At 71.9% G+C, this 25,453-nt stretch carries 31 protein-coding genes and 1 pseudogene; 12 read left to right on the forward strand and 20 right to left on the reverse strand.

Going from position 1 to position 25,453, the window contains the following annotated elements:
- Window positions 1-22 precede the first annotated feature (22 nt).
- Window positions 23-430, reverse strand: a complete 408-nt coding sequence (locus E1287_RS08600; RefSeq protein WP_131964318.1) for a VOC family protein — start codon at window positions 428-430, stop codon at window positions 23-25.
- Between the two features lie 72 nt (window positions 431-502).
- Here E1287_RS08600 and E1287_RS08605 point away from each other — a divergent pair, with 72 nt between their 5' ends.
- A complete protein-coding gene (locus tag E1287_RS08605; protein ID WP_131964319.1) occupies window positions 503-901 on the forward strand; it encodes a VOC family protein in 399 nt (132 codons plus the stop codon).
- A 137-nt stretch (window positions 902-1,038) separates the two neighbouring features.
- On the opposite strand, the gene E1287_RS08610 is transcribed toward E1287_RS08605, so the two are convergent.
- From E1287_RS08610 to E1287_RS08620, 3 genes are all read right to left on the reverse strand, one after another.
- Window positions 1,039-3,153, reverse strand: a complete 2,115-nt coding sequence (locus E1287_RS08610; RefSeq protein ID WP_131964320.1) for an MMPL family transporter — start codon at window positions 3,151-3,153, stop codon at window positions 1,039-1,041.
- A gap of 113 nt (window positions 3,154-3,266) precedes the next feature.
- Complete coding sequence (locus E1287_RS08615) at window positions 3,267-3,830, reverse strand: winged helix-turn-helix domain-containing protein (RefSeq protein WP_131964321.1); 564 nt, start codon at window positions 3,828-3,830, stop codon at window positions 3,267-3,269.
- A 114-nt stretch (window positions 3,831-3,944) separates the two neighbouring features.
- Window positions 3,945-4,622, reverse strand: a complete 678-nt coding sequence (locus E1287_RS08620; RefSeq protein ID WP_243718744.1) for an ABC transporter ATP-binding protein — start codon at window positions 4,620-4,622, stop codon at window positions 3,945-3,947.
- 191 nt (window positions 4,623-4,813) lie between these two features.
- Between E1287_RS08620 and E1287_RS08625 the strand changes: the two genes are divergently transcribed.
- A complete protein-coding gene (locus tag E1287_RS08625) occupies window positions 4,814-5,281 on the forward strand; it encodes a helix-turn-helix transcriptional regulator (protein WP_207934086.1) in 468 nt (155 codons plus the stop codon).
- 161 nt (window positions 5,282-5,442) lie between these two features.
- On the opposite strand, the gene E1287_RS08630 is transcribed toward E1287_RS08625, so the two are convergent.
- Complete coding sequence (locus E1287_RS08630) at window positions 5,443-5,805, reverse strand: metalloregulator ArsR/SmtB family transcription factor (RefSeq protein WP_131964323.1); 363 nt, start codon at window positions 5,803-5,805, stop codon at window positions 5,443-5,445.
- Window positions 5,806-5,886: 81 nt separating this feature from the next.
- Between E1287_RS08630 and E1287_RS08635 the strand changes: the two genes are divergently transcribed.
- Window positions 5,887-6,297, forward strand: coding sequence for a MarR family transcriptional regulator (locus tag E1287_RS08635; protein WP_131964324.1), 411 nt, complete (start codon window positions 5,887-5,889; stop codon window positions 6,295-6,297).
- Here E1287_RS08635 and E1287_RS08640 read toward each other — a convergent pair.
- The 3 genes from E1287_RS08640 to E1287_RS08650 all read right to left on the reverse strand — a co-directional run bounded on the left by E1287_RS08640 (window position 6,278) and on the right by E1287_RS08650 (window position 8,440).
- Complete coding sequence (locus E1287_RS08640; RefSeq protein WP_131964325.1) at window positions 6,278-7,045, reverse strand: alternative oxidase; 768 nt, start codon at window positions 7,043-7,045, stop codon at window positions 6,278-6,280. The two genes, E1287_RS08635 and E1287_RS08640, sit on opposite strands and share 20 nt — an antisense overlap.
- Before the next feature lie 178 nt (window positions 7,046-7,223).
- Window positions 7,224-7,622, reverse strand: coding sequence for an NUDIX domain-containing protein (locus E1287_RS08645; RefSeq protein ID WP_131964326.1), 399 nt, complete (start codon window positions 7,620-7,622; stop codon window positions 7,224-7,226).
- A gap of 5 nt (window positions 7,623-7,627) precedes the next feature.
- Complete coding sequence (locus E1287_RS08650) at window positions 7,628-8,440, reverse strand: SAM-dependent chlorinase/fluorinase (protein WP_131964327.1); 813 nt, start codon at window positions 8,438-8,440, stop codon at window positions 7,628-7,630.
- Between the two features lie 45 nt (window positions 8,441-8,485).
- On the opposite strand from E1287_RS08650, the gene E1287_RS46265 reads away from it, so the two are divergent.
- Complete coding sequence (locus tag E1287_RS46265) at window positions 8,486-9,397, forward strand: LysR family transcriptional regulator (RefSeq protein ID WP_279503718.1); 912 nt, start codon at window positions 8,486-8,488, stop codon at window positions 9,395-9,397.
- 9 nt (window positions 9,398-9,406) lie between these two features.
- Here the strand turns inward: E1287_RS46265 and E1287_RS08660 are convergent, their stop codons facing one another.
- The 5 genes from E1287_RS08660 to E1287_RS08680 all read right to left on the reverse strand — a co-directional run bounded on the left by E1287_RS08660 (window position 9,407) and on the right by E1287_RS08680 (window position 12,317).
- Complete coding sequence (locus E1287_RS08660) at window positions 9,407-9,805, reverse strand: RidA family protein (RefSeq protein WP_131964329.1); 399 nt, start codon at window positions 9,803-9,805, stop codon at window positions 9,407-9,409.
- A gap of 113 nt (window positions 9,806-9,918) precedes the next feature.
- On the reverse strand, window positions 9,919-10,224 hold the full coding sequence (locus E1287_RS08665; RefSeq protein WP_131964330.1) for a DUF202 domain-containing protein: 306 nt from the start codon (window positions 10,222-10,224) through the stop codon (window positions 9,919-9,921).
- Complete coding sequence (locus tag E1287_RS08670; protein WP_131964331.1) at window positions 10,221-10,610, reverse strand: DUF202 domain-containing protein; 390 nt, start codon at window positions 10,608-10,610, stop codon at window positions 10,221-10,223. Before E1287_RS08670 ends, E1287_RS08665 begins: the two co-directional genes overlap by 4 nt.
- A 129-nt stretch (window positions 10,611-10,739) precedes the next feature.
- A complete protein-coding gene (locus E1287_RS08675) occupies window positions 10,740-11,369 on the reverse strand; it encodes a MerR family transcriptional regulator (protein ID WP_131964332.1) in 630 nt (209 codons plus the stop codon).
- 228 nt (window positions 11,370-11,597) lie between these two features.
- Window positions 11,598-12,317: an IclR family transcriptional regulator gene (locus E1287_RS08680; protein WP_131964333.1), complete on the reverse strand. Its 720-nt coding sequence runs from the start codon at window positions 12,315-12,317 to the stop codon at window positions 11,598-11,600.
- 84 nt (window positions 12,318-12,401) lie between these two features.
- On the opposite strand from E1287_RS08680, the gene leuC reads away from it, so the two are divergent.
- The 4 genes from leuC to E1287_RS08700 all read left to right on the forward strand — a co-directional run bounded on the left by leuC (window position 12,402) and on the right by E1287_RS08700 (window position 15,179).
- A complete protein-coding gene (gene leuC / locus E1287_RS08685) occupies window positions 12,402-13,799 on the forward strand; it encodes a 3-isopropylmalate dehydratase large subunit (RefSeq protein WP_131964334.1) in 1,398 nt (465 codons plus the stop codon).
- Window positions 13,800-13,809: 10 nt separating this feature from the next.
- Window positions 13,810-14,397, forward strand: coding sequence for a 3-isopropylmalate dehydratase small subunit (leuD, locus tag E1287_RS08690; protein ID WP_131964335.1), 588 nt, complete (start codon window positions 13,810-13,812; stop codon window positions 14,395-14,397).
- Window positions 14,398-14,509: 112 nt separating this feature from the next.
- The gene (locus E1287_RS08695) at window positions 14,510-14,743 is read left to right on the forward strand and encodes a hypothetical protein (protein ID WP_131964336.1); all 234 of its coding nucleotides are present in this window, start codon (window positions 14,510-14,512) and stop codon (window positions 14,741-14,743) included.
- A gap of 157 nt (window positions 14,744-14,900) precedes the next feature.
- Entirely contained in the window at window positions 14,901-15,179 is a 279-nt protein-coding gene (locus E1287_RS08700) for an HU family DNA-binding protein (protein WP_131964337.1), read from the forward strand.
- A 256-nt stretch (window positions 15,180-15,435) separates the two neighbouring features.
- On the opposite strand, the gene E1287_RS43600 is transcribed toward E1287_RS08700, so the two are convergent.
- Both E1287_RS43600 and cofC read right to left on the reverse strand, forming a co-directional pair.
- A complete protein-coding gene (locus E1287_RS43600) occupies window positions 15,436-15,636 on the reverse strand; it encodes a hypothetical protein (protein ID WP_165968929.1) in 201 nt (66 codons plus the stop codon).
- A 26-nt stretch (window positions 15,637-15,662) separates the two neighbouring features.
- The gene (gene cofC / locus E1287_RS08705) at window positions 15,663-16,325 is read right to left on the reverse strand and encodes a 2-phospho-L-lactate guanylyltransferase (protein ID WP_165968930.1); all 663 of its coding nucleotides are present in this window, start codon (window positions 16,323-16,325) and stop codon (window positions 15,663-15,665) included.
- 84 nt (window positions 16,326-16,409) lie between these two features.
- Here cofC and E1287_RS08710 point away from each other — a divergent pair, with 84 nt between their 5' ends.
- From E1287_RS08710 to E1287_RS08720, 3 genes are all read left to right on the forward strand, one after another.
- Window positions 16,410-17,216: a lysophospholipid acyltransferase family protein gene (locus E1287_RS08710; RefSeq protein ID WP_131964338.1), complete on the forward strand. Its 807-nt coding sequence runs from the start codon at window positions 16,410-16,412 to the stop codon at window positions 17,214-17,216.
- A 17-nt stretch (window positions 17,217-17,233) separates the two neighbouring features.
- Window positions 17,234-18,223: an NAD(P)H-dependent glycerol-3-phosphate dehydrogenase gene (locus E1287_RS08715; RefSeq protein ID WP_131964350.1), complete on the forward strand. Its 990-nt coding sequence runs from the start codon at window positions 17,234-17,236 to the stop codon at window positions 18,221-18,223.
- Between the two features lie 79 nt (window positions 18,224-18,302).
- A complete protein-coding gene (locus E1287_RS08720; protein WP_131964339.1) occupies window positions 18,303-19,424 on the forward strand; it encodes a D-alanine--D-alanine ligase family protein in 1,122 nt (373 codons plus the stop codon).
- A gap of 62 nt (window positions 19,425-19,486) precedes the next feature.
- Here E1287_RS08720 and E1287_RS08725 read toward each other — a convergent pair whose 3' ends face one another.
- From E1287_RS08725 to E1287_RS08745, 5 genes are read right to left on the reverse strand one after another with little or no spacing between them, the layout of a single operon-like run.
- Window positions 19,487-21,454 carry a beta-propeller domain-containing protein gene (locus tag E1287_RS08725; RefSeq protein WP_131964340.1) on the reverse strand — a complete coding sequence of 656 codons (1,968 nt, stop codon included), beginning with the start codon at window positions 21,452-21,454 and terminating at the stop codon, window positions 19,487-19,489.
- Window positions 21,455-21,510: 56 nt separating this feature from the next.
- On the reverse strand, window positions 21,511-21,870 hold the full coding sequence (locus tag E1287_RS08730; RefSeq protein WP_131964341.1) for a carboxymuconolactone decarboxylase family protein: 360 nt from the start codon (window positions 21,868-21,870) through the stop codon (window positions 21,511-21,513).
- Window positions 21,863-22,726, reverse strand: coding sequence for an NAD(P)-dependent oxidoreductase (locus tag E1287_RS08735; RefSeq protein ID WP_131964342.1), 864 nt, complete (start codon window positions 22,724-22,726; stop codon window positions 21,863-21,865). Before E1287_RS08735 ends, E1287_RS08730 begins: the two co-directional genes overlap by 8 nt.
- Window positions 22,723-23,460 (reverse strand): SDR family oxidoreductase, encoded by a 738-nt coding sequence (locus E1287_RS08740; protein ID WP_131964343.1) that lies wholly within the window; start codon window positions 23,458-23,460, stop codon window positions 22,723-22,725. The genes E1287_RS08735 and E1287_RS08740 overlap by 4 nt, the downstream gene beginning before the upstream one ends.
- Complete coding sequence (locus E1287_RS08745; protein WP_131964344.1) at window positions 23,457-24,917, reverse strand: aldehyde dehydrogenase; 1,461 nt, start codon at window positions 24,915-24,917, stop codon at window positions 23,457-23,459. Before E1287_RS08745 ends, E1287_RS08740 begins: the two co-directional genes overlap by 4 nt.
- A 23-nt stretch (window positions 24,918-24,940) precedes the next feature.
- Here E1287_RS08745 and E1287_RS08750 point away from each other — a divergent pair.
- A pseudogene (locus E1287_RS08750) lies at window positions 24,941-25,453 on the forward strand (hypothetical protein); the annotation flags it as partial.

A 25,453-nucleotide genomic window follows, 5' to 3' on the forward strand; every position in this document is an offset into this window, starting at 1 on the left:
GCAAGCCTATTGCACGACCCCGTCACGGATTGGGTGGACGGGACGGGCCTAGGAGGTCCCACCGGTTGCCGGCTATGTCGACGAACACGGCGACCCGTCCATAGGGCTCGGTGCGGGGTTCGGCGACGAATTCGACGCCCGCGGCCTTCATGCGCTGGTGGGCCTCGTCGAAGTCGTCCACATGGAGGAAGAATCCGACGCGGCCCGCGACCTGCTCTCCGACGACGGCGGTTTGGCGGTCGCCGTCCGCGCGGGCCAGCAGGATTCCAGTCTCGGCTCCCGGCGGACGGACGACGACCCAACGCTTGGGTCGCCCGTCGTTGGTGCGTGATGGTGAGTCCTCGACCAGGTCGAAACCCAAGGCGCCGGTGAAGAATTCGATGGCGCGGTCGTAGTCGTCCACGACGATTGCGATCAGGTCGAGTCGCACCGACCAGATTAGAAGGCGCCCACTCTGCGGTCGTCCAGCACGGTTGTCGGTGGCCGGCGGTAGCGTCACGGCATGGCGTTTCGATCAGCGTTTCCCATGCTGGCCTGTGATGATCTGCAGCGCTCGCTCGAGTTCTACCGTGATGCGCTCGGCTTCCAGGAGACCTACCGGTTCGAGGACGGTGGAACGGCGACCTTCGTCGCATTGCGGCTGGGCGACGGCTCGTCCATCGGCCTGGGCGTGGTGCCGGACGGCGGCGCGGGCATTCACGGGCTGCCGCAGCGGCCGATCTCCGGGCGTTTCTTCGAGCTCTGCGTGTACTGCGATGACGTCGATTCCTCGGTCGGGGAACTGGCGGCCCTCGGACATCCGGTGCTCATGCCGCCCGCCGACACCCCTTGGGGCGAGCGCATCGCCTACGTCGCCGACCCCGACGGCCACCCGGTGATGGTGACGGCCGAGAAGACATAAGAGGCGACCGCGCTCGGCCGGTTCATCCTTGCGTCCCCATGTGAGGGTGTTTCGCTTCTGCGTGAGCGTCGGGCTGATGCGCGACACCGGGAGTCAGTGTCGTTCACTGCCTCCCGGTGATCGCTGCATGGCCCGAGCTAGTGAGCCTGTGGTGTGTTCGCCGTTGCGTTGCCCGCGCCCGCGGGATCTCCGTCGTCCGTCCGGCGTGCTGTGGGGCGGCTGGGCCACCAGAAGCGGGGGCCGGTGTCCAGGGCCAGGGCCGGGACGATGATCGAGCGGACGAAGAAGGTGTCCAGGAGGACGCCCAGGGAGACCAGGACGCCGATCTGCACCATCATCGTGATCGGCATGACGCCCAGTACCCCGAACGTCGCGGCCAGAACGAGCCCGGCGCTGGAGATGACGCCGCCGGTGACGCCCAGGCCGCGCAGGACGCCGGTCCGGTGGTCGGTTCGCTTCACCTCCTCGCGGACGCGGGCGACCAGGAACAGGTTGTAGTCCACGCCCAGCGCGACCATGAACAGGAAGCCCATGAGCGCGACCTGCGTGTCGAGGGCCGGGAAGTCGAAGGCGTACCGGAACAGCACCCAGGACGCGCCCAGCGCGGCGAAGTAGGACGCCACGACCGTGGCGATCACCAGGATCGGGGCGATCAGGGCGCGGAGCAGCGCGATCAAGATGAGGAACACGACGGCCAGGACGAGCGGGATGACGACGCGGCGGTCGTGGGACTGCGCGTCGGCCAGGTCGATCTCGCTGGCCGTGCTCGCTCCGATCGTGGCGTCCGGGATCGTCCGGCGGAGGTCGCGGACGGTCTGCTTCGCCGCCGCGCTGTCCGGCGGGTCTTCGAGGACGACTTCGAGCCTGGCTAGGCGCCCGTCCTTGGATGGTCGGAGGTTCTCTACGCGGGCCACGCCTTGGGCGTCGCGGAGGGCTGCGGTCACCTGGGGTGCGTCCGGCTTGTCGGTGATGACCTGGAGGGGGCGGCCCTGGCCGCCGGGGTAGTGCTCGGCCAGGAGGCGTTCGCCGATCGTGGAGCTGGGCGTGTCGGTGAGGAAGTGCGCGCGGTCCAGGCCCGTGTTGATGCCGAGGGCGGCGGCCGCGAGCGCGCCGAGGACGGCCAGCCCGCCGATCCAGACCAGGCGGGGATGGGTCGCAATTCGGTGCCCGACGCGGTACCACGCGCCGCGTGTGGGCGGGGCGTCGCCGTGGCGGGGGATGCGGGGCCAGAAGATCCAGCGTCCGAAGATCACCAGGAGGGCGGGCAGCAGGGTCATGACGACGACCAGCCCGGCGAGGACGCCGATGGCACCGATCGGGCCGAGCGCGTAGTTGAAGCCCATGTCGGCGGCGAGCAGGCAGAGGAGGCCGAGGGAGACCGTCGCCGCGGACGCGACTATCGGGGCGGCGGCGTGGCGGAGCGCGATCGCCATCGCCTGGTGGCGGTCGGGACGGCGGCGCAGCTCCTCGCGGTAGCGGGCGAGGAGGAGCAGCGCGTAGTCCGTCGAGATGCCGAACACGAGCGCGTTGAGGATGGTGGACATGCCGTCCGCCACGTAGAGCCCGGCGTGCTCTCCGAGCAGGTAGACGACCGCGTTCGCCACCTGGAGCGCGATCGCCGCGTTCACGATCGGCAGCAGCCACAGGATCGGGCTGCGGTAGGTCAGCAGCAGGACGGCCGTGACCACGAGGATCGTGATGATGAGGATCGGCTTGTCGATGCTCTCGAAGGCGTCGCCGACGTCGAGCGCGGAACCGGCGGGGCCCGTCAGGCGGACGTCGAGGCCCTCGGGTGCAGCGGCGCGGGACTGGTCGCGGAGCTTCTCGGCCTTGTCGGTGAGGGTGTCGTCGTCCGGCAGCGGGACGTTCAGCATCAGCGCCTTGCCGTCACCGGACGGTTGTGGCGGCTTGATCGGCCGCGCGGCGATGGGCGCGAGGGCGCGGCGGTCGGTCTCGGCCTTCGCCCGGTCGGCGGGCGTGATGCCGGAGGAGCGGGCGTAGACGACGATGCCTGGGGCCAGCTCGCCTCCGGGGAAGCGCGGGGTCAGCTCCTCGACCTCCGTGGACTGGGCGCCGCGCGGGAGTTCGGCGGACGCCCTGCCCTCGACGACGTCCGGCAGGCGGCTCGCGGCCGGGACGGCCAGGACGGTGATCACGACCCAGAGCAGCAGCACCGCCCATGTCAGCGGCACCGCCCATTTCAGCAGGCGGCCCCGCGGTGCGGCCGGCCGGTGTTTGCGTGAGAGCAGCATGGAGTGCTCTCCTTTCCGTGGGGTTCGTTGTCGCGTGAGAAACACGCCGTTCGGCGTGGTGATGCGGGCCTCGCCCGTCCGGGCCGCCGAGGGGCAACTCGGCGGCCCGGACCTCAGACTTCTGGGAAGGCCAGGAATCTGGCGTGGAAGGTGCGGGCGTCCGGCGGCGGGTCGTCGTCGGAGCGCTTGTAGCGGTAGAGGAGCGCGATGTACTCCTCGAAGAAGGGACGGACCTCGTCCGGCCTGAGCGTGACGGTGGCGAACGAGAAGAGCAGCGCGTCCGACCACGGCTCGCCGAGACGGTCGCGTTCGCGCTGGTAGCGGGTGAGCATGTCCAGCTCGTTCGCGAACTCCAGGCGGGTCAGCTCCTCCACCGCCCGGCGCAGCTCCGGGGACTGCTCGCTGCGCGGGGGCAGCCGCCGGTCGGCGGGCACGGCCCGCCACCAGCGCTCCCGTCCGCGCGCCAGCTCCGGCGCCTCCTCGACGAACCCGTGCTTGGCGAGCTGCCGCAGGTGGTAGCTCGTCGCGCCGGTGCTCTGGCCGAGCTCGCGGGCGAGGGTCGTGGACGAGACCGGACCGCGCCGCGTGAGCTCCGCGATCCGCTGCCGCAGCGGGTGCGCGAGCAGCCGCACCTGCTGCGGATCGGTGATCGTCTCGGGCGGCGGTTGTTCCTTCATGCCTTGGACCGTAGAAGTTGCAAAGGCCCTTTGCAACGGTTCTTGGCAAGGTTCACCGGAGAGGGTGAGGGACTGCGACCTGAGAGGGAGACCCGGGAGGGCGCCGCCTCACTCTCAGGTCTGGTCGATGACGCGGCCGTCGGTGAGGGTGATGACGTGGTCGGCGTGCGCGGCGGCGGACGGGTCGTGGGTCACCATGACGATCGTCTGGCGCAGCTCGTCCACGGAGCGGCGCAGGAACGCGAGGACCTCGGCGCCGGAGCGGGAGTCGAGGTTGCCGGTCGGCTCGTCCGCGAAGATCAGCTCGGGCCGTCCGGCGAGGGCGCGGGCGCAGGCGACGCGCTGCTGCTGGCCGCCGGAGAGCTGGGCCGGACGGTGGGAGAGCCGCTCGCGGAGCCCGACCGTGCCGATGACCTCGTCCAGCCAGGCCGGGTCGAGCCCGCGGCCCGCGATGTCGGCGGGCAGCGTGATGTTCTCCAGCGCGGTGAGGGTCGGGACGAGGTTGAACGCCTGGAAGACGAAGCCGATCCGGTCGCGGCGGAGCCGGGTGAGGCCGCGGTCGCCCAGGCCCGTGATCTCGGTGCCGGCGATGTGGACGCGGCCCGCGTCGGGTGAGTCGAGACCGGCCATGACGTGCATGAGCGTCGACTTGCCGGACCCGGACGGGCCCATCACCGCGACGAACCGCTCGCGGGGGATGCCGACCGTGACGCCGTCCAGCGCGGTCACGCGGGCGTCGCCCGTCCCGTAGGTCTTGCGCAGGTCTTCGGTTCGTGCGGCGAACTCGGTCACGTGGGTGCCCCTTTCCGTACTCCTCGATTGCAGCGGAGGGGCGCCGGGGCGCGGCAGCGCCGGACGGAGGGGCCCGGTGCCGATGGTCGTGGCGGAGGGACGGAGCGGTGCGACTTTCGGAGGGGGCGCGTGTCCTTGGCTGATCGGCGCGTCTGTGGTCAACTAAAATCACTGGGAACGGGTTGGAGGTCATGATGCGGGACCGCACGGACGAGGTGTCGCCGGCCGCGTCGCTGGCCGACAAGGTCGAATGGCTGATCCGGAACCTCTGGCCCGCGCACGCGGACCCGCCGCGCAACAACGTGGAGACCGCCGCCGCCATCGCGCGCGCCACCGGCGAGGACATCTCGTCCACTACCGTGTGGAAGCTGCGCACGGGACGGCAGGAGAACCCGCAGCTCAAGACGCTCACCGCGCTCGCCACGTTCTTCGGCGTCCCGATCGGGTTCTTCGGCTTCCCGAGCGAGGCCGAGCCGATCGGGGAGGACCTCACGCTCAAGGCGCTGCGGCGCGACGTCGAGAACGGCGTCATCCGGCCCGAGGTGCTGCGCGCGCTCGTCGACCTGTCCCCGGAGGCTCGCTGGGTCGTGGACGAGATGATCCTCGGCGCGGCGGCCGCCGACCGGGAACGCCACACCGGTAACGGGGCCGGTGGGTAAGGCGCCGGCGGGCACGGCTAGCTTCAGGTGAGTTCGGCCGTCAGTTTGTCCAGCCAGTCGCCGGTGCCCTGCTCGCGCCAGCCCGGCGCCTCCAGGCCGGCCGGTCGCGGCCGGGTACACGCGCTCCAGGGTGAACGTCGAGTGCAGGGCGGAAAGCTCGGTCATGACGGCTCTCCTTCGTCGTTCTCATCCGGGTCATTTGCGGTTTCGGTGAGGAGGCCGCCGAGGCGGTCGAGCCGGCCCTCCCAGGCGGTGCGCTGCCGGCGCAGCCAGTCCTCGGCCGTCCGGAGGCCCGCGGGTTCGAGGCGGCAGGTGCGGACCCGTCCGACCTTCTCCGACCGGACGAGCCCGGCGGTCTCCAGGACCTGCAGATGCTGCACCACCGCGGGAAGCGACATGGGCAGCGGACGGGCCAGTTCGCTGACCGACGCCGGTCCGAGGGTCAGCCGTTCCACGATGGCCCGCCGCGTCGGATCGGCGACCGCGTGGAACACCCGGTCCGGAGCCTCCTCATTGTTAAGCATGTTCTTAACTGTATGGTCGGGCGAGGAGATGGTCAAGTGGCTGCTTTAGTAACTGATCGTGGCGATCATTATGATCTCCGTATGGAAGACTTGGTGCGGCTGGCCGCGCGGGCGCACAAGCTGCTGCGCGCCGCGTCCGACGCGGCGATGAGCAGGCACGGAGTGCGCGTCGGGCAGAACCTCGTCCTGGAGATCCTGTGGGAGGAGGACGGCCTGACGCCCGGCGAGCTGGCGACGCGGCTCGGGCTGACGACGCCGACCATCGTCAACACCGCCACCCGGATGGAGACGGCGGACCTCGTCGTCCGGCGGCGCGATCCGTCCGACGCGCGGCTCGTCCGGCTCTACCTGACCGGCAAGGCCCGCGAGGTGCGGGCGCCCATAGAACAAGAGCGGCGGCGACTCGAGGAGCGAGTCGCCGCCGCGCTGACGGAGGAGGAGCGGCGCTGCGTCCGCAACGCCCTGGAGAAGATCATCGACGAGCTGTCATAGCGGCCTCAGCGGCCCCCGCGTCCGGGACGTCCTGGAAGCGGGGTGCGCGCATGTTCACCAGGCTGTCCAGCTTGTGGACGCGCTCGTCGTGCCCGATCTGGCGGAGCAGGTCCGCGACGGAGGCGTACTCGCCGTACTCGGCGGCGTACGTCACCGGCGCCGGGACGTGCTCAAGCTCCGGGTGCTCGGCCACGTAGGACATGTACTCGTGCTCGGCGTGGTCCTCGAAGTCGGCGTTCAGCCGGTAGCTCAGCTCGGGCCGCACCAGGAACAGCAGCCACGACACGTGATAGTAGAAGAACGCCACGAGCCACGGCGCCAGCCGGTGCAGGACGAACGACTGCTTCATCCCGTCCCGCTGGACCATGTCCTGGAGGATCAGCAGGTGCCACTGCTCGTTGTCCTGCTCCTCGCGGGTCTCCACGATCCGCTCGTAGACGCGCTTGGCGAGCGCGGAACGGCGGCGGTGGCGCGACAGCGAGAGGTAGCCCATCCGCTCCCACGCCTGGTACGGGACGCGGGCGATGAACTCCAGCATCGTGAACTTCACGAGCGTGCGTTCGCGGCCGTAGACCAGGTCCATCTGCTTGAACAGCATCCGGGCGAGGAAGCCGTACTTCAGGCGCGGGGTCTCCAGGGTCTCGATCTGCGCGGCGCGCAGCTCGACCGGGGAGAGCTTCGGCGGGCCGGCGTGGGCGGCGGAGGTGGAGGCGGCCGGACGGGTGAGGGTCTGCGTCGTGTTCGTCATGCCGATGATGCTGCGTGTACGGCATACCGCTGGGCATCGGCCGCGAAGAGACACATGATCTACAGCGGTCTGACCATGCCGGTCCCTCCCGGTACCGCGCCGGGCGTAGGGGACGCCCCTGAGAGGGACTAGGGGGCGTACCGGCGCGTGACGGGCTCAGAACCGGCTCGGAGCCGGTTCAGGAGAGCAGGCCGTGCCGTTGTGCCAGGTCAAGCGCGGCCTGGGCGGCGGGAGCGAGGAGGTGCCGCTCGCCTCGTCCCACGTAGACGTACTCGTCCACCTCGCCGGCCGGGGCGATGGCACCGCGGTAGGAGGCGGTGAAGCACGCCATGCGCACGTGGGCGTACGCGGGCTGGTCGTGGGCCGGCGCGCGGATGACGCCCAGCTCCTGGAAGGACGTCCGGTCGAGCTCCAGGTCGAGTTCCTCGCGGACCTCCCGCGACAGCGCCGCCCAGTCGTCCTCGCCCGGCTCGCGCTTGCCGCCCGGCAGGTAGAGCAGGTCGCGGCCGCGCGAGCGGACGGCGAGCATCCGCCCGTCCGACACCTGGATCCACGCGACGACGTCGAGATCTTCCACGGCGGTCAGTCTGCCAGCCGGAGCGTGACGGCGCCCGGTTCGCCCAGGCCGAAGCGGTCGGCGGCGGAGCCCTGGTTGACCGCCAGGCCCAGCAGTCCGGACGAGTCGACCCACACGAGCGGCTCACCTGGGGCGACACCGCCGAACGTCTCCTCGAACGTGACCCGCTCGGCGCCGTCCGGGCAGGCCAGCTCCAGCGGTGTGCCATGGTCGAGCGGACCGAAGGCGGCGCGCAGGTCGTCCGGGCCCGCGTTCAGGATCAGGCTGCCGAAGCGGTCGGTGTACAGGATCGGCGCGGACAGCTCACCGGCCGCGACCACGGGCGCCGGGACGTCCAGCGGCAGCGGCTCGGCGGGCGCGCCGAACTCGGCCACGCCGACGCCGGCGGCGATGTGCGCGGCGGCGGGGGAGAAGATGTCGCGCCCGTGGAACGACGCCGACACGCCGCCGGGCAGCCGGTACGCCTGGTTCTCCAGGACGTGCGCCCGGACGACGCCGCCCAGCGTCTCCGCCGCCGGGATGAGCAGGCCGTTGTCTGGGCCGACGAGCACGTCCCCGCGTCCGGTCTCGATCGCGACGGGAAGGCGTCGCGTGCCGACGCCCGGGTCGACGATCCCGACGTGCACGCCGACCGGGAGGTAGGGCAGCGCCTGCCGGAGCAGCATCGCGCCCTCGGCGACCGCGTACGGCGTGATCTCGTCGGAGAGGACGAGCACGGTCGCCGCCGGGACGATGGAGTAGACGACGCCCGCGCAGATGCCGGTGTAGGCGGCGCCGAAGTCGGTGGCGAGGCTGACGAACGGCCTGCTCTCGGGCATGCGCACGACCTTATCCGGCGGCGGCGTGCACGTATGCTCCGGGACGTGCGCGCCGAAGCCCTTGATCCCGTCCTGCTGCGGACGTTCGTCGCCGTGGCCGACCTCGGCTCGTTCACCGCCGCCGCGGCCGCCGAGGGATACACGCAGTCCGCCGTGTCCCGGCAGATCGCGGCGCTGGAGGACGTGTGCGGAGTGGAGCTGTTCGCGCGCGGCGCGCGGGGCGTCCGGCCCACCCCCGCCGGGGAGTACCTGCTGCCGCACGCGCGCGGGCTCCTCGCCCGGCTCGCCGACACCGCCCGCGCCCTCGACGGGCTTCGCCGGCTCGACACCGGGACGCTGCGGCTCGGCGCGTTCCCGACGGCGAACGCCGCGCTGGTGCCGCGCGCGCTCGCCCGGTTCCGGGCCCGGCATCCGGGCGTCCGGCCGCTGCTGCGCGAGGGCATGACCGAGCGGCTGCTGCCGATGCTGGAGGCGGGCGACCTCGACATCGCGGTGGTCAGCACGCACAAGCACCCGTCCATCGACGCCGACGAGCTGGTCACGCTCGCCGACGACGCGCTCCTCGTCGCGCTGCCCAGCACCCACCCGCTCGCCGCCCGCCGCCGCGTCTCGCTCGCCGACCTGGCGGACGAGCCGTGGATCGTGGCCGACAACCCGGAGGCGGTCGCCACCATGCGCGCCCGCTGCGAGGTCGCCGGGTTCGTGCCGGAGACGCCGATCCGCGCCGCCGAGTGGATCTCCAAGCTCGGCCTGGTCGCGGAGGGGTTCGGCGTGACGCTCGTCCCGGCGCTCGCGGCGGCGGCGGTGGCGCGGGACGGCGTCGTCCTGCGCGGCGTGGCCCCCGATCAGCCGCGCAGGACGGTCTACGCCGCGGTGGGACGGCATGCGCGCAGGTCCCCGGCCGTCACCGCGTTCTTGACGGACCTGCGGGACGTGGCCGGAGAGCTGCGCCCGTAGGCGGCGTCGTCAGGCGCCGGGCACGGCGACGAGTTCGACCTCCAGCAGGGCGTCCGGGTGGAACAGGCGGGACACCTCGACGGTCGTGCTCACCGGGCGGAGGTCCTTGAGGAACGGCTCCCGGCCCGCCACGTAGTCGGGGAGCAGGTCGATGTCGGTGAGGAACGTCTGGACCTTGACGATGTCGGCGAAGCCCGCCCCGTGCGCGGCGAGGATCTTCCCGATGTAGGTGAACACGACCTCCGCCTGGCGCTTCATGTCGCCGGGCGCGTCGATCTTGCCGTTCTCGTCCAGGGCGACCTGCCCCGACACGTACAGCAGCGGGCCCGGCGTCACCAGCGCGGTGTGGGAGTAGACGGGCCTCGGCGGCGGAGGGACGCTCTCAGGATTGTCGAACGTGACGCGCATCCGTGAATTCCTTCTTGGTTCGTCTGACGGAGTTTTGGCGGTTCGACGCTAAGCGCCGATCCGCCATGACACCAGCGAAGACTTCGCATGGGCGTCATGCGTCTGCGGCATGGCTAGAACGCGAGGAGGACGGCCGTCGCGGCGAGCAGGATCGTCAGCGCGGTGGCGATCAGGATGGAGCCGGGGTCGGCCGCGCCGTCGCCCGCGGCAAGGCGGCGCCGCCGATGGTGGAAGCTCGCCCGGGTCCGGCGGAGTTGCAGGGCCGTGCCGCCGCAGACGACGGCGGCCGCGACCGCGGCCCCCGAGATCGAGGGCGCGAGCCGCACGCACAGCAGTCCCGCGCCGACCAGGGCGAGCGTGGTGCGGGACCAGGCCAGTGCCGTCCGCTCGGGCTGCGCGCCCGGGTCCCAGAGCCTCACCGGGTCGCCAGGACGGCCACCAGCAGGACGATCGCGGCGGCGGCCAGCCCGTAGGCCATGATCGGGGCGAGCGCGGGCGGCGGGAGCGTCTCGGCGCGGCGCAGGGCGCGCTCGGTGCGCAGCCAGCGGCGGAACGCGAGCGCTGCGACCAGGGCCCCGGCCCCGGCGAAGCCGACGGCGAGGACGTGCCGGAGCGGCGCCTCGACCAGGTCGTCGGCGAGCGCGAGCCCGATGCCGGCGGCGATCAGTGCCAGCGCCGTCCGGATCCAGGCGAGGAAGGTGCGCTCGTTGGCGAGCGAGAAGCGCGGATCGGGGTCGCTGCCCTCGGCCAGCAGGCGATCGGCCCACCTGCCGCCGCGGGGCCCCGGTGGCCGGGTGGCGGTCATCGTCCATTCATATTAGGCGATGAAAGCAAATGCCCTACCGCCGGGTATATGAATGCCAATTCCGACTTGATATCCCGGAATTGTTACGACGTCGCAGGTCGGGGCGGGTGCGGGCGGATCGGTGCCGGTTCAGGATTTGCCGAAGCGGCGGGACGAGGCATCCTCTTGGGCGAGCCGGTGCAGGGCCGTCAGAACCTGCTCGTACAGGACGGTCGAGACCAGCAGCGAATGGACGGTCCGGGCGCGGGGCGTCCCGGCGGCGACGCGGCCGATCTCGTGCTCGGCCACGTCCCGCGCGGCGTTCACGTAGGGGCGCAGGTCTCTGAGGGTGATCGGGAAGCCGAGGCGGCGCAGCGCCACGAACGTGTGGGCGAGCAGGTCGCGGGCGGGGGCGCGGTCGCCGACGTCCCAGCCGAGCTCGCGGACGAGGGCGTCCACGTCCTCGCGGGCGGCGCGCCAGTGCGGGTCGTGGGGCGCGGCGACGTGCGGGCCGATCGCGTGCTGCGTGGTGGCGAACAGGTCGTGCAGGCTGACGCGGTCGTCCTCGATCGCCGCGATGATCTGCTGGATCGCCGACACCGGCAGGTCGCCGACCTCGCGGAGCGCGCTGATCAGCCGCAGCCGCTCCAGATGGCGGCCGTCGTACTCCGACCGCGTCGCGCTCACCGCCGAGCCCTTCGGGAGCAGGCCCTCCCGGATGTAGAACTTGATCGTCTGGACCGTGAGGCCGCTCCGATCGCTGAGCTCGGAGATCTGCACCGTCGCACCCCCTTTACCGGAGGTTAACGGTATCGGGGGCGGCCAATTAGATACCGGCACTATCCAATGGGTGTCCGAGTTATGGGGGAACGTCGGGTCAGGTCAGGGCGCTGCGGAGCACACGGGGCGGGTCAGGACGCGAGTCAGGAGAGGGCGCGGCTCAGGAGGCGGCGTGGGTCAGGAGGCGGCGTGGGTCAGGAGGCGGCGTGGGTCAGGAGGCGGCGTGGGTCAGGAGGCGGTGCGGCGCATCCCGTCCGAGATCTTCTCGGCGGCGGCGGCGACCGGGGCCGCGTGGAGGCGGCCGGGGGAGCGGGTCAGCCGCTCCAGCGGTCCGGACACCGAGACGGCGGCGATCACCCGTCCGGCGGCGCCGCGGATCGGGGCGGAGACCGAGCCGACGCCCTGCTCGCGCTCGCCGACGCTCTGCGCCCAGCCGCGGCGGCGGACGGACGCCAGCGTGGCCGCCTCGAACTTGGCGCCGCGCAGCCCGCGGTGCAGCCGGTCGGGCTCCTCCCAGGCCAGCAGGACCTGCGCGGCCGAGCCCGCCGTCATCGGGAGCGCCGCGCCGACCGGGATGGTGTCGCGCAGGCCGCTGGTGCGCTCCGCGGCGGCGACGCAGACCCGGACGTCCCCCTGCCTGCGGAACAGCGAGGCGCTCTCGCCCGTCAGGTCGCGGAGCTGGGCCAGTACCGGCTGGGCGATCGCGAGGAGGCGGTCCTCGCCGGCCGCGACCGCGAGCTCGGCGAGCCGCGGCCCGAGGATGAAACGCCCTTGCGTGTCCCGATGGACGAGACGATGGTGCTCCAGCGCGACGGCCAGCCGGTGCGCGGTGGGACGGGCCAGCCCGGTCGTCTGCACGAGCTGCGCGAGCGACGCGGGCCCGGCTTCCAGCGCATTCAACACGAGAACGGCTTTGTCAAGTACGCCGACTCCGCTAGAGTTGTCCATGCCTTGATATTGCCGTCTCGTTATTTGAGATGCAAGTCGGAGGCCACCAGACGACCGACCGTCACACAGCGAGGTGGGGAAGCGATGGGCCGAACACTGGCCGAGAAGGTGTACGACGCACACGTCGTACGGCGTGCCGAGGGCGAGCCGGACCTCCTCTACATCGACCTGCACCTGGTGCACGAGGTCACCAGCCCGCAGGCGTTCGACGGGCTGCGGATGGCGGGCCGCACCGTCCGCCGCCCCGACCTCACGATCGCCACCGAGGACCACAACGTCCCGACGACGGACCTGCTCAAGCCCATCGCCGACCCTGTGTCCCGCACCCAGGTCGAGACGCTGCGCAAGAACTGCTCCGACTTCGGCATCCGGCTGCACCCGATGGGCGACGACGGGCAGGGCATCGTCCACGTCATCGGCCCGCAGCTCGGCCTAACCCAGCCCGGCACGACCGTCGTGTGCGGCGACTCGCACACGTCCACGCACGGCGCGTTCGGCGCGCTCGCGTTCGGCATCGGAACCAGCGAGGTCGAGCACGTCCTCGCCACGCAGACGCTGCCGCAGATCCAGCCGAAGACGATGGCCGTCACCGTGGACGGCGCGCTGCCCGAGGGCGTCACCGCCAAGGACCTCATCCTCGCGATCATCGCGCGGATCGGCACCGGCGGCGGCCAGGGCCACATCATCGAGTACCGCGGCGAGGCGATCAGGTCGCTGTCGATGGAGGGCCGCATGACGGTCTGCAACATGTCCATCGAGGCGGGCGCCCGCGCCGGGATGATCGCGCCGGACGAGACCACGTTCGAGTACCTCAAGGGCCGCCCGCACGCTCCGTCCGGCGACGACTGGGACCGCGCCGTCGAGTACTGGACGTCCCTGCGCACCGACGACGACGCGGTCTTCGACCAGGAGGTCGTGATCGACGCGTCCGAGCTGACGCCGTTCGTCACCTGGGGCACCAACCCGGGCCAGGGCCTGCCGCTCGGCGGGTCCGTGCCCGACCCCGCGTCCTTCGACGACCCGGTCAAGCGGCAGAACGCCGAGCGCGCCCTGGAGTACATGGGCCTGACCGCCGGGACGCCGCTGCGCGACATCGCCGTCGACACCGTCTTCGTCGGCTCCTGCACCAACGGCCGCATCGAGGACCTGCGCGCCGTCGCCGACGTCCTGCGGGGCCGCAAGGTCGCGGACGGCGTCCGCATGCTGGTCGTCCCCGGCTCCATGAAGGTCAAGAAGCAGGCCGAGGCCGAGGGCCTGGACGAGGTCATCTCCGCGTCCGGCGCGCAATGGCGGGAGGCGGGCTGCTCGATGTGCCTGGCGATGAACCCCGACAAGCTCACGCCCGGCGAGCGCAGCGCGTCCACGTCCAACCGCAACTTCGAGGGCCGGCAGGGGCCCGGCGGCCGCACCCACCTGGTGTCGCCCGCCGTCGCCGCAGCCACCGCCGTCACCGGCCGCCTGACCGCACCCGCCGACCTCTGAGGAACGAGCCATGGAAGCCTTCACCACCTACACCGGGCGCGGCGTCCCGCTGCGCCGCAGCAACGTCGACACCGACCAGATCATCCCGGCCGTCTGGCTGAAGCAGGTCAGCCGCACCGGGTTCGACAAGGGGCTGTTCTCCGCCTGGCGCGAGGACCCCGACTTCGTCCTGAACCAGCCCCAGCACGACGGCGCCGGCGTCCTCGTCGCCGGGCCCGACTTCGGTACCGGATCGTCCCGCGAACACGCCGTCTGGGCGCTGCAGCAGTACGGCTTCCGCGTCGTCATCGCGCCGCGCTTCGGGGACATCTTCCGCAACAACTCCACGAAGATGGGCCTGCTGCCCGTCGTCCTCACCGGCGAGCAGGTCGACGACCTCCAGACGCGCATCGAGAAGGACCCCGCGCTGGAGATCACCGTCGACCTGGAGAACCGCGAGGTCCGCTGGGACGGCCGGGCCGCGTCCTTCGAGATCGACGACTACACCCGCTGGCGCCTCATGGAGGGCCTGGACGACATCGGCCTCACCCTCCGCCACGCCGACGCGATCACCGATTTCGAGGCCACCCGCCGCGACTGGTTCCCGACGACGGTCTAGCGCCCTGGCGCAAGGCGTTCACGGCTTTTTCGGCCCCGGGTGGACGGACGGGAACCGCCGGCAGGGACAATTCCCTTAGTGCGAAGACCCGTTCGACCGTTCGGAGGACGTATTGACGTCGGTCCCGTGGGCCGGTCCCGAGTGGGACGACCCTGCGTTGACCCAGCTCGCGCGGCAGTTGCGCGACGCCCACAGGGCCGTCGCGCCGCTGCCCGCGCCCGCCAGGCGGCGGCTGATCCGCCACCTGCTGGCGATCACCGATCTGGCGAAAAGGGACCCCGGACTGGCCGCCCGCAGGCTGGAGACGTTCCTCGCCGATTTCCACGAGACCCCTGACGTCGGTTAGCGTGCGCAGTGGCCGGATCCGGTCCGGTCACCCGGCGAGACGGGGGCGAGGCCGACAAAACGCCAGCGACACGCCAACTCGTGCGTGCAGGTGATTGTGTCCATGCCGAGGGTCCCATAGTTTCGTTCGGGCAAGGGGGGAACTAGAGGAGTAACCCATGAACAAGCGTGAGCTGGTCGACGCCATCTCTGACCGGCTGGGCAGCAAGAAGGCCGCAGCCGAGGCCGTCGACGCCATCCTGGAGGCGATCCAGACCGCCGTCGCGAAGGGCGACAAGGTCGCGATCACCGGGTTCGGTTCGTTCGAGAGGGCCGACCGGCCTGCCCGTACGGCCCGCAACCCCGCAACGGGCAAGACCATTCAGGTTCCCGCGACGCAGGTGCCGAAGTTCAAGGCCGGCGCGGACTTCAAGAACCTGGTGGCCGGCAAGAAGTAGCCTCACCGCGACAGCGCCCGGGCCCGTGCCGACACGGACCCGGGCGCTGTCGCATGTAAAGCCCCCTCTCGCGGAGGGCTTGGCCGGGGCCACGGGTCGTGCGGCCGGAGGCGTCCAGCGCCGGAGGTCGCACGACCCGACGAGCCGGGCGACCGGAGCGACACGGTCACGAAGCGGCACGGTCACGCAGAACCCGCACCGTGGCGTGAGGATCGACCGGCTCGCGACGGGGGTTCCAGGGGGTCGCCCCCCTGGGTCAACACAGCGGGAATGTGGAGAGGGTCACTATCGAGATGCGGTCGCCGTCCAGTGCGAGGTTCACTCGCTGGCCGAAGCGCAGCAGGCGCAGGCCCCCGGCCGCGAACGCGTCCGCGTCGAAGGGCAGCTCCGTCCCGTCGTCGAGCAGCACGCTGCCCGAGCGGGTCTCCGCGTCGTAGTCCTTCACCGTGCCTTGCATACCGCAACCATAGGCATATCCGGGCTCTAGGCGAGCGCGGGGAGTTCGGCGGCGACGGCGGCGGTCCGGGGGCCGGTGCCGAGCGCGAGCGCCGCGCGGAGGTCGTCGAGGGTGTCGACGTCGCGGCGGACGGTGTCGGTGCCGGGCAGCAGGAGCTCGCGGGCGCCGCGGGCGCGATGCGCGGCGCGGGAGTCGGCGCCGAAGGCGGGCGAGAACGGGACGCCCGGACGGGCCGTGTACAGGGTCGTTCCCGTGCCCGCCGCGTCCGGCACGAACGCCTCGGGCGACACGGCGGCCGCGTCCAGGACGCGCGCGAGTTCAAGGGGGCGCAAAGCGGGCAGGTCGGCTGAGAGCGCGCCGACGCCCGCGGACACGCCCGCGTCCGCGGCGAACTCGCGGCCCCGGCGGGCGCCGTAGCCGAGCGCCGGGTTCAGGCCGGCGTCCGGGACGTCGGGCACGACGCGGGCGCCGAGCGCGGCCAGCTCGGCGGCGGGAAGGGGGTCGTCGGTGACGACGATCACGGTGCGGACCCGGTCACAGCGCAGCGCCGCGGCGACCGTGTCGGCCGCCACCGCCAGCGCGAGCCGCTCGCGGTGCGGGCCCGCGGCCGCCGACATGCGGGTCTTCGCCCGGGCCAGCACCTTGACCGGCACGACGAGCGACCACTGGAAGTCCTCTGCGGTAGACATGGCAACTCGACACTATGCGCACGCAACCGCGACACTTGAGTACACCCCGCGTTCACGTCGGAACGGATGAGGAGGAGACGAGCCATGGGCCACGCGTATTCGCCGGGCTGGCGGAAGCTCACGATCGTCATCCTGCGGCCGCTGCTGTTCGGGCTGTTGAAACGTGACTGGCGGGGCCGGGGCAACGTGCCCGGGGACGGCGGCGTCATCATCGCCGCCAACCACATCTCCGAAGCCGACCCCCTCGCGCTCGCGCACTTCGTCAGCGCGTCCGGGCGCTACCCCGTCTACCTGGCGAAATCGACGCTCTTCGACGTGCGGTTCATCAGGAGCGTCCTGCGCGGCACCGGCCAGATCCCCGTCTACCGCGACCACGAGGACGCGGCCCTCGTGCTCAAGGACGCCGAGCAGGCCCTGCGGGACGGCGAGTGCCTGGTCGTCTACCCGGAGGGCAGCTGCACGCGCGACCCCGAGCTGTGGCCCATGACCGGGCAGACCGGGGTGGCGCGGCTGGCGTTGAAGACGGGCGCGAAGGTCGTCCCGGTGGCGAACTGGGGAGCGCACGAGCTGATGCCCTACACGAAGGCCGAGCGGACGGGCCTCGCGGGCAGCCTGAAGAAGGGTTTCCACCCGTTCCCCCGCAAGACGATGAAGGTGGCCGCCGGGCCGCCCGTCGACCTGTCGGCGTACGAGGGGAAGCCGCTCGGCCGGGAGACGCTCCGCGCCGCCACCGGCGACATCATGGCCGCCATCACCGGCCTGCTCGCCGGCCTGCGCGGCCAGGAGCCGCCGAAGGACCGCTACGACCACCACCAGGTCCTGGAGGAGCGCCGCTCCGCCGCGGCGTTCGGCCCGGCGGAGGCCGCGAAACCGAAGGCGGACGGCTCGTGACGTTCCGCACCGCGGTCATGGGGGCCGGGTCCTGGGGGACGACGATCAGCAAGCTGCTGCACGACGCGGGCGGCGACGTCGTCCTGTGGGGACGGCGCCGCGAGGTCGTCGAGGCCGTCAACGAGCGGCACGAGAACCCCGACTACCTGCCCGGCGTCACGCTGCCCGAGGCCGTCCGCGCGACGCTGGACCCGGCCGAGGCCCTCCGGGGCGCCGACTTCGTCGCGCTGGCCGTCCCGGCGCAGACGCTCCGCCAGAACCTCGCCGCGTGGGTGCCGCTGCTGCCGCCGGACACGGTGCTCGTCAGCCTGATGAAGGGCGTCGAGCTCGGCACGTCCCGGCGGATGTCGGAGGTCATCGCCGAGGTCGCGGACGTCCCCGAGGAGCGCGTCGGGGTGTTCTGCGGCCCGAACCTGGCCCGCGAGGTCGCCGGCGGCGAACCCGGCGCGGCCGTCGCCGCCTGCGTGGACGAGGACGCCGCGCAGCGCCTCCAGGCCGCGACGATGACGCCGTACTTCCGCGTCTACACCACCACGGACGTCGTCGGCTGCGAGCTGGGCGGAGCGGTGAAGAACATCGTCGCGCTGTGCGTGGGGATGTCCGTCGGGCTCGGGTTCGGCGCCAGCACGCAGGCGCTGCTGATGACGCGCGGGCTCGCCGAGATCGCCCGGCTCGGCGCCGCGCTCGGCGCCGACGAGCACACCTTCGCCGGGCTCGCCGGGATGGGCGACCTCGTCGGGACGTGCATGTCGCCGCTGTCGCGGAACCGGACGTTCGGCGAGAACCTGGGACGCGGCATGACGCTGGAGCAGGTCGTCGCCGTCACCAAGCAGACCGCGGAGGGCGTCAAGTCGTCCGAGGCGGTGCTGGAGCTGGCCCGCAAGCACAACGTGGAGATGCCGATCACCGAGGCGGTCACCGCCGTCCTGCACCACGGCATGCCGATCAAGGAGGCGGCCATCGCGCTGATCTCCCGCTCCCCGAAGCCCGAGCGGTACGGGGTGTGACATGCCACAGGTCCGACGTCGTCGCCGCGCCTGGCCGCTCGTGGCCGATCCCTGCTGATCGGCGGTAAGGTCGGGCCTCATGTCCCAGGCATCAAAGATCCGCGTGGCCGTGGTCTTCGGCGGACGCAGCTCCGAGCACGCGATCTCCTGCGTCACCGCGGGGGCCGTCATGGCCGCCATCGACCGGGACCGGTACGAGGTGGTGCCGATCGGCATCGCCCGCGACGGACGCTGGGTGCTGCCGCCCGGCGACCTGCGGCTCGCGATCGAGGACGGCCGGCTGCCCGAGGTGACAGGCTCCGGCGGCGTCCTCGCGCTGCCGTTCGACCCCGACAGCCGCGGCCTGATGGTCGTCGGGCCGGGCGAGGTCCCCGAACGGCTCGCCGAGGTCGACGTGGTGCTGCCGCTGCTGCACGGCCCCTACGGCGAGGACGGCACCATCCAGGGGCTGCTCGACCTGGCCGGCGTCCGCTACGTCGGGGCCGGGGTGCTGGCCAGCGCGGTCGGCATGGACAAGGGGTTCATGAAGCTCGTCTGGCAGGCGCAGGGGCTGCCCGTCGGCCCGTACGTCCTGGTCGGCGACCGGGAGTGGCGGCGCGAGCGCAAGCGCAAGATCGACGAGATCAAGGAGCTGGGCCTCGCGGACGGCCGGCCCGTGTTCGTCAAGCCGTCCCGCGCCGGGTCCAGCATGGGCATCAGCCGCGTCACCGACGAGGCCGACCTGGAGGCCGCCGTGGACGCGGCCCGCGAGCACGACCCGAAGGTCATCGTGGAGGCCGCCATCGACGGCCGCGAGATCGAGTGCGGCGTGCTGCAGGGCGTCGACGACGGTCCCGCCGAGGCGAGCCTGCCCGCCGAGGTGCTGATGGCGAGCGGCCACGACTTCTACGACTTCGAGACCAAGTACCTCGACGGCGCCACCAGCATGGCGATCCCGCCGGACCTGCCGCCCGCCGCGATCGAGGAGGTCCGCCGCCTCGCCGTCCGGGCGTTCGACGCCCTCGACTGCGAGGGCCTCGCCCGCGTCGACTTCTTCCACACGCCGGACGGCCGGTGGATCCTCAACGAGATCAACACCATGCCCGGCTTCACGCCCGCGTCGGCGTTCCCGCAGATGTGGGCCGCGACCGGGCTCGACTACCCGGCGCTGGTCGACCGCCTCATCCAGACGGCCCTGCACCGCTCGACCGGCCTGCGCTAGCCGGTCGAGCGGCCTGCGCTAGCCGGTCAGGCAGTTTGCGCTGGCCGGTCGGGCAGTCTGGGCTAGTCGAAGGCGAGCCAGGCGCGTTCCTTCAGGTCGGCGATGCCCGTGGCGCGGGCGCCGGCGTCGGAGATCGTCCAGAGCGTGTCGCCGACGATCAGCGACCGCCGGATCGAGCGCCCGTACTCGTCGTCCATCGGGTGCGTCACCGTGCCAACGCGTCGCACCTTGTCGCCCTCGACCTTGAGGACGAGCGCCTCGCCGCCGCCGTCCCGTCCGCCGGTGGCCGGGAGGACCGTCAGGCCCGTCGCGGGCCAGTACAGGAACGCGTGCGGCTCGAACTCCGCGGCGGCGTTGGCCCCGGGGAGCCGGTAGGCGTCCAGCCGCCGCGGCTCGGATTTCACGTCGAAGAGCGAGACCTGCAGGCCGAGCCTGCGGCCGGACTTGTCGGCGTCCTGCCCGACGCCGAGGAGCCGTCCGTCGCCTGCCGGATGCAGGTAGGCGGAATAGCCGGGGATCTTCAGCTCGCCGGTGCGGCGGGGGCGGCGCGGGTCCGTCAGGTCGAGCACGTACAGCGGGTCGACCTGACGGAACGTCACGACGTACGCGGCCGGGCCCATGAACCGGACGGAGAAGATCCGCTCGCCCTTGCCGAGGCCGTCGACGCGTCCGATCTCGTCGAGCCGGGCGCCGCGCTGCGCGAGGACGTACACCGAACTCTCGGACGACCGGTTGCCCGGGTCGAACCGGCTGGTCGTCGTCGCCAGGCGCAGGTTCCCGTCGTGCTCCGACATCGAGTACTGGTTGAGCAGGTCGCCCTTCACCGAACCGGACGCCACATAGCGGGGACGTCCCTTGCCGCCGACGTCGAACTTGTACACGTCGGTGCGCTGCTCGGGCGGCTTCGCCGACGACCTCCTCGGCATCGGGACGAACGGCTGCGGGGGAGTGCCGGTGACGTAGAGGCTCTTCCCGTTGCCGTAGACGGTCGACCCCTCGGCGGTGACGGCGATGGCCTGCGGGTCACCGAGCCCCTGCGACAGGTCGAACGTCAGCACGCTCAGCATGGACGAACCCGCGTACGAGGCCGGACGGCTGACCTGGTCGCAAGGAGGCTGGTACTTCTTCCCTGCGCCGCCGTTCCCGGCGTCCACCTGGAAGGCGGGGAGCCAGGCGTCGAGCGGCGCCTTCATCACGGCCGCCCGGTTCGCCTCGACGGCCTTCTCCTCGTCCCTCGGGCCGTGGCCCGGGCCGTGGTCGTCGCGGGTCGGGAAGTCGATCCGCGGCCTGGACTGCATCACGACCCGCACCGTGGAGCCGCTCTGCCGCGCGTCCATGTAGTCGGCCTCGGTCGTCATGGTCCCGACGACCTTCGGGGCGCCGGAGATGTCGATCAGCGTCAGGCGCGTCGACGGCGCCGGCCGCCCCGGCTCGGAGGGCCGCGCGGGCTTGGACGAGCCGTCCAGCTCCGGGCCCGACGGGCGCCCGTAAGGGATCATCATCGGGCGCTGGGTCATCACGAGCACGCGGTCGCCGCTGAGCAGCATCTGCCCGCTGCCGTGCGGGCCGATGCCCTCGGGCCCCGGGATGTCCAGCGTGTGCGCGACCTTGCGGGTGGCGGGGTCGATGACCTGGAGCTCGCCGTCCGCGAGCGTCACGATCCGGCGGCCGTCGGTCTTGACGAGGTCGGGCTCGTCCGCGCCCGCCTCGTGGGAGTTGGTCGTGGAATGCTGCGGGGGTGAGCCCTGCGCCCCGCCCGGCGCCTGGGCCGCCTGCGGGCCCTTCCGCAGCGCGGTGTCGCCCTCGGGCAGCCCGAACGCCGGGATGCCGTCGGTCAGCCCGTACGGGCCGACCTTGTCCGCCGTCGCTTTGCGCAGACCGTCCAGGAGGGCGTCGCAGCCGTCATAGGCGACGAGCCGCATCGGCGGTGCCGGGACCGGCGGGTCATGGGGGCCGGACGATCTGCTGCAGGCGGTGGATCCGGCGAGCACCAGTACGGTCGCGACCGACACGATGGAACGTCCACGCATGGACTTTGGACGCTCGCTCCGCCAGCCAGGTTCCGCCTAAGTACCGACTTTTCGCTTTACCGGCGTTTCGCGTGCTCGGCGATCAGCCTGTCGATCTGCACGCACAGCCTGGACCCTAGCGGCCAGCCGACGTAGTGGGTCAGGAAGATGCCGATCTCGCGCAACTCGTCCGGCGACAGGTCGCCGCGGGCCAGCGCCGCCGGGATCTGGATGTCGAGCACGTCGTTCAGCCCCTGACCGGCCAGGACGCCGACGAGCAGCAGCCGCCGGTCGCGCATGCTCAGCCCGGGACGCGTCCAGATCTCGCCGAAGAGGTGGTCGACGGTGATCCCGAAGAAGTCGCCGGGCGCGTCACCGACCTCCCACCCGTAGACCTCCCTCATCATCTCCAGCCCGCGCTCACGCCGCTCATCCATCGTGGTCTCCATCCCGCTCTCCGTCGTTCTCTCCTGTCAGCCCGAGGCCGGTGGCGAGGCGGTCGAGGGACAGCCGGGCGAGCGGGACGTCCACGCCCAGCTCTCCGGCCAGCTCGACGGCGAGCGACAGGTCCTTCTCGCCCAGATCCCGAACATGCCGGAGCGTGTCGTACAGGTCGTCGTCCGGGAGCATCGGCGCGGTCGTCGGCCGCAGCATCACCATGCCGGGGCCGCCCGTGACCGCGTCGGTGTGCCGGACCACCCGGCCCAGCTTCCGCAGCGACACCCCGGACGCCTCCGCCAGCCGCTGCGCCTCCGCCGCCGCGGCGAACGCCACGAAATGCAGCAGGTTGCGGGCCAGTTTCGTGCGGGTCCCGGCACCGACCGGACCCATGTGCAGGACGAGGTCCGCCCACGTCCCGAACGGGTCGCGGCAGCGCTCGAACGCCTCGTCCGACCCGCCGACCATGACCGCGAGGGTGCCCGCGCTCGCCCCCATGAACCCGCCGCTGACCGGCGCGTCCACGACCTCGATCCCGTACCGTCCGGCCTGTGCCGCGAGGTCCTGCGCCGTGGCCGCGCGGATCGTCGAGTGGATCGCCAGGACCGTGCCGGGACGGGCGCTGGCCAGCACCTCCGCGCCCACCCGCCGCACCTGGTCGTCGTCCCGGACCATCACCGAGACCAGATCCGCGTGTGCGGCCACGTCGGCGACGCTCCGTGCCGCCCGCGCGCCCGCCTGCACCAGCGGAGCCATCGCCTCCGCGCGGGAGTCGTACACGACCAGGCCGTCCCCGGCGAGGTGCGCCGCCATCGGAGCGCCCATCTGCCCGAGCCCGACGAACCCCACGCTCATGAGCGGAACACCTCCCCGCCGTCCACGTTGACGATCTGGCCGGTGATCCAGGCGGCCTCGTCCGACAGCAGGAACAGGCACGTCCCGACCAGGTCGGCGGGCGTGCCCATCCGCTTGAGCGCCATCTTCTCCTGGACGATCTTCTCCGCCATCCCGCCGGGCACGACCCTGCGGCCGGCCTCGGTGTCGATCGGCCCGGGCGCGATCGCGTTCACCCGGATGTTCATGCCGCCCAGCTCGTGCGCGAGCTGCTGCGTGAGGCCGTTGACGCCGACCTTCGCGAGCCCGTAGAAGCCGGAGTACTGCCACGCCGCCGTGGACGACTGGTTGACGATCGACCCGCCGCCGCGCGCTCGCATGTACGGGTAGCAGGCGCGGGCGCAGAGCAACGCCCCGTCCATGTTCACGGACATGAACTTCCTGTAGTAGTCCCAGTCGACGGAGAAGAGGAAGTCGAGCTTCATCGTCCCGAAGATGGCGGCGTTGCTGACGAGATGGTCGATGCCGCCGAACCGCTCCGCCGCCGTCGCCGCCATGGCCTCGACCGACGCGGGGTCGGACACGTCCGTCCGCACGAACAGGCCCTCGACGTCGTCGGCGACGGCCCGCCCGCGCTCGTCGACGTCGGCGACGACCACGGACGCGCCCTCGGACGCCAGCGCCCGCGCATACGCCTCACCGATGCCCTGCGCGGCTCCGGTCACCACCGCGACCCTTCCCGTGAACCTCGTCACAGCCCCTCCGCGATCGCCTTGGTCTCCAAGTACTCCTCGAACCCGGCCGCGCCCATCTCGCGTCCGATGCCCGACTGCTTGTAGCCGCCGAAGGGGACGTCCGCGCCGTACCAGACGCCGCCGTTCACGCTGACGGTCCCGGCGCGCAACCGTCTCGCCACCCCCCGCGCCCGCTCCACGTTCCCGCCGTGCACGGCGCCTGACAGCCCGTAGGGCGAGTCGTTCGCGATGCGGACCGCGTCGTCGTCGCCGCCGTGCGGCAGCATCACCAGGACGGGTCCGAAGATCTCCTCGCGCGCCGTCCGGCACCCGTTGGTCAGCCCGGTGACGAGGGTCGGCTCGATCCAGAAGCCCTTCTCCCGCCCGGCCGGACGGCCGCCGCCGCAGGCGAACGAACCGCCCTCCTCGACCGCCAGCTCCAGATACCCCTCGATCCGCGCCCGCTGCCGCGCTGAGATCACCGGGCCGCAGACCGTCCGGTCGTCGCCGGGATCGCCGACACCCAGCTTCGCCAGCGTGCCCGCCGTGATCTCGACGGCCTCCTCGTATCTCCCGCGCGGGACGAGGATCCGCGTCGTGATCGCGCAGCCCTGCCCGGCATGGGCGACGCCGGAGAACGCCGCGTACGAGCAGGCGGCCCGCAGGTCGGCGTCGTCCAGCACCACGAACGCCGACTTGCCGCCCAGCTCAAGGAAGACCTTCTTGACCGTGGCCGCCGCGCTCGCCATGACGCTTCGTCCCGTCGCCGTGGACCCGGTGAACGACACCAGATCGACGCGCGGGTCCCGCGCCAGCTGCGCGCCCAGCCCATGATCGGACGACGTGATCACGTTGACGACGCCCGGCGGGATGTCCGTCTCCGCGGCGATGATCTCGCCGAGCACCGCCGCGCACCACGGCGTGTCGGGCGCCGGCTTGAGCACCACCGTGTTCCCCGCGGCCAGCGCCGGGCCCAGCTTCGCCAGGTTGATCTGATGCGGGAAGTTCCACGGGGTGATCGCGCCGACCACCCCCGCGGCCTCCCGCCGGACCCGCCGGCGGGTGGGCATCCCCATCGGCTCGGCCCGCCCGAGATCCCGCTCCCACTCGTAGGACGCGGCGAGATCGGCGAACCAGCCGAGATCGTCCACGGGCGCGTCGAGCTGGGCCCCGAACGTCAGGAACCGCGGCGCGCCCACCTCCTTGATCGTGAGTTCCCTGAGCTCGTCCGCGCGCCTTCGCAACGCCTCGCGGAGCTGCCTCAGGCACCGGACGCGGAACTCCACGTCCACGCACCAGGACGTCTCGTCGAACGCCCGCCGGATCGCCCCGATCGCGCGGTCCATGTCGTCCCTGGTGGCGTCGGCGGCGGTGCCGAGCACCTCCTCGGTCGCCGGATCGACCGTCTCGAAGGCGCCGCCCCCGCCGGGGGTCTGGCGGCCGTCCAGCAGAAGCAAGCGTTCGGTTGTTCTGGACACGTGTCCAGATTACAGTTCACGCCATGACGGAACGCAAGGACTATTCCGGCGAATTCGATCCCGACTTCCGCTTCGAGGACCTCTCCAAGGAGGCGCTTGTCCGGCTCGTCCGCGAGTACGCGCTGATCGCCCAGATCCTCGACCGCTCCGCCCTCACCGCCGTCGGCCTGCGCTACGGCCAGCGCGTCGTCGAGGAGATCGCGATCGAGGAGTGGAAGGGCGCCAGCCCCGTCTACACCCGCCGCATCCGCGAGATCATGAAGATCGAGGGCACCGGCGTCTCCGCCATCTTCAAATGCCTCCAGCTCGACCCCGGCTTCGCCCAGCACTACATGGACGTCGAATACGAGCTGGTCTCCGAGACGCACGGCTTCTTCCAGCTCCGCTCCTGCGGCGCCCTCCTCGACGTCGAGCCGTTCGGCGAACGCTCCGTCCGGGGCATGTGCCACACCATCGAGGACGGCACGTTCGACATCACCGCCCAGGCCGTCAACCCGAGGGCCCGCATACGCCCCGTCCACCGCCCGCCCCGCGTC

Origin of the sequence: Actinomadura sp. KC06 (assembly GCF_004348735.1) — a bacterium.
GTDB lineage: Bacteria > Actinomycetota > Actinomycetes > Streptosporangiales > Streptosporangiaceae > Spirillospora.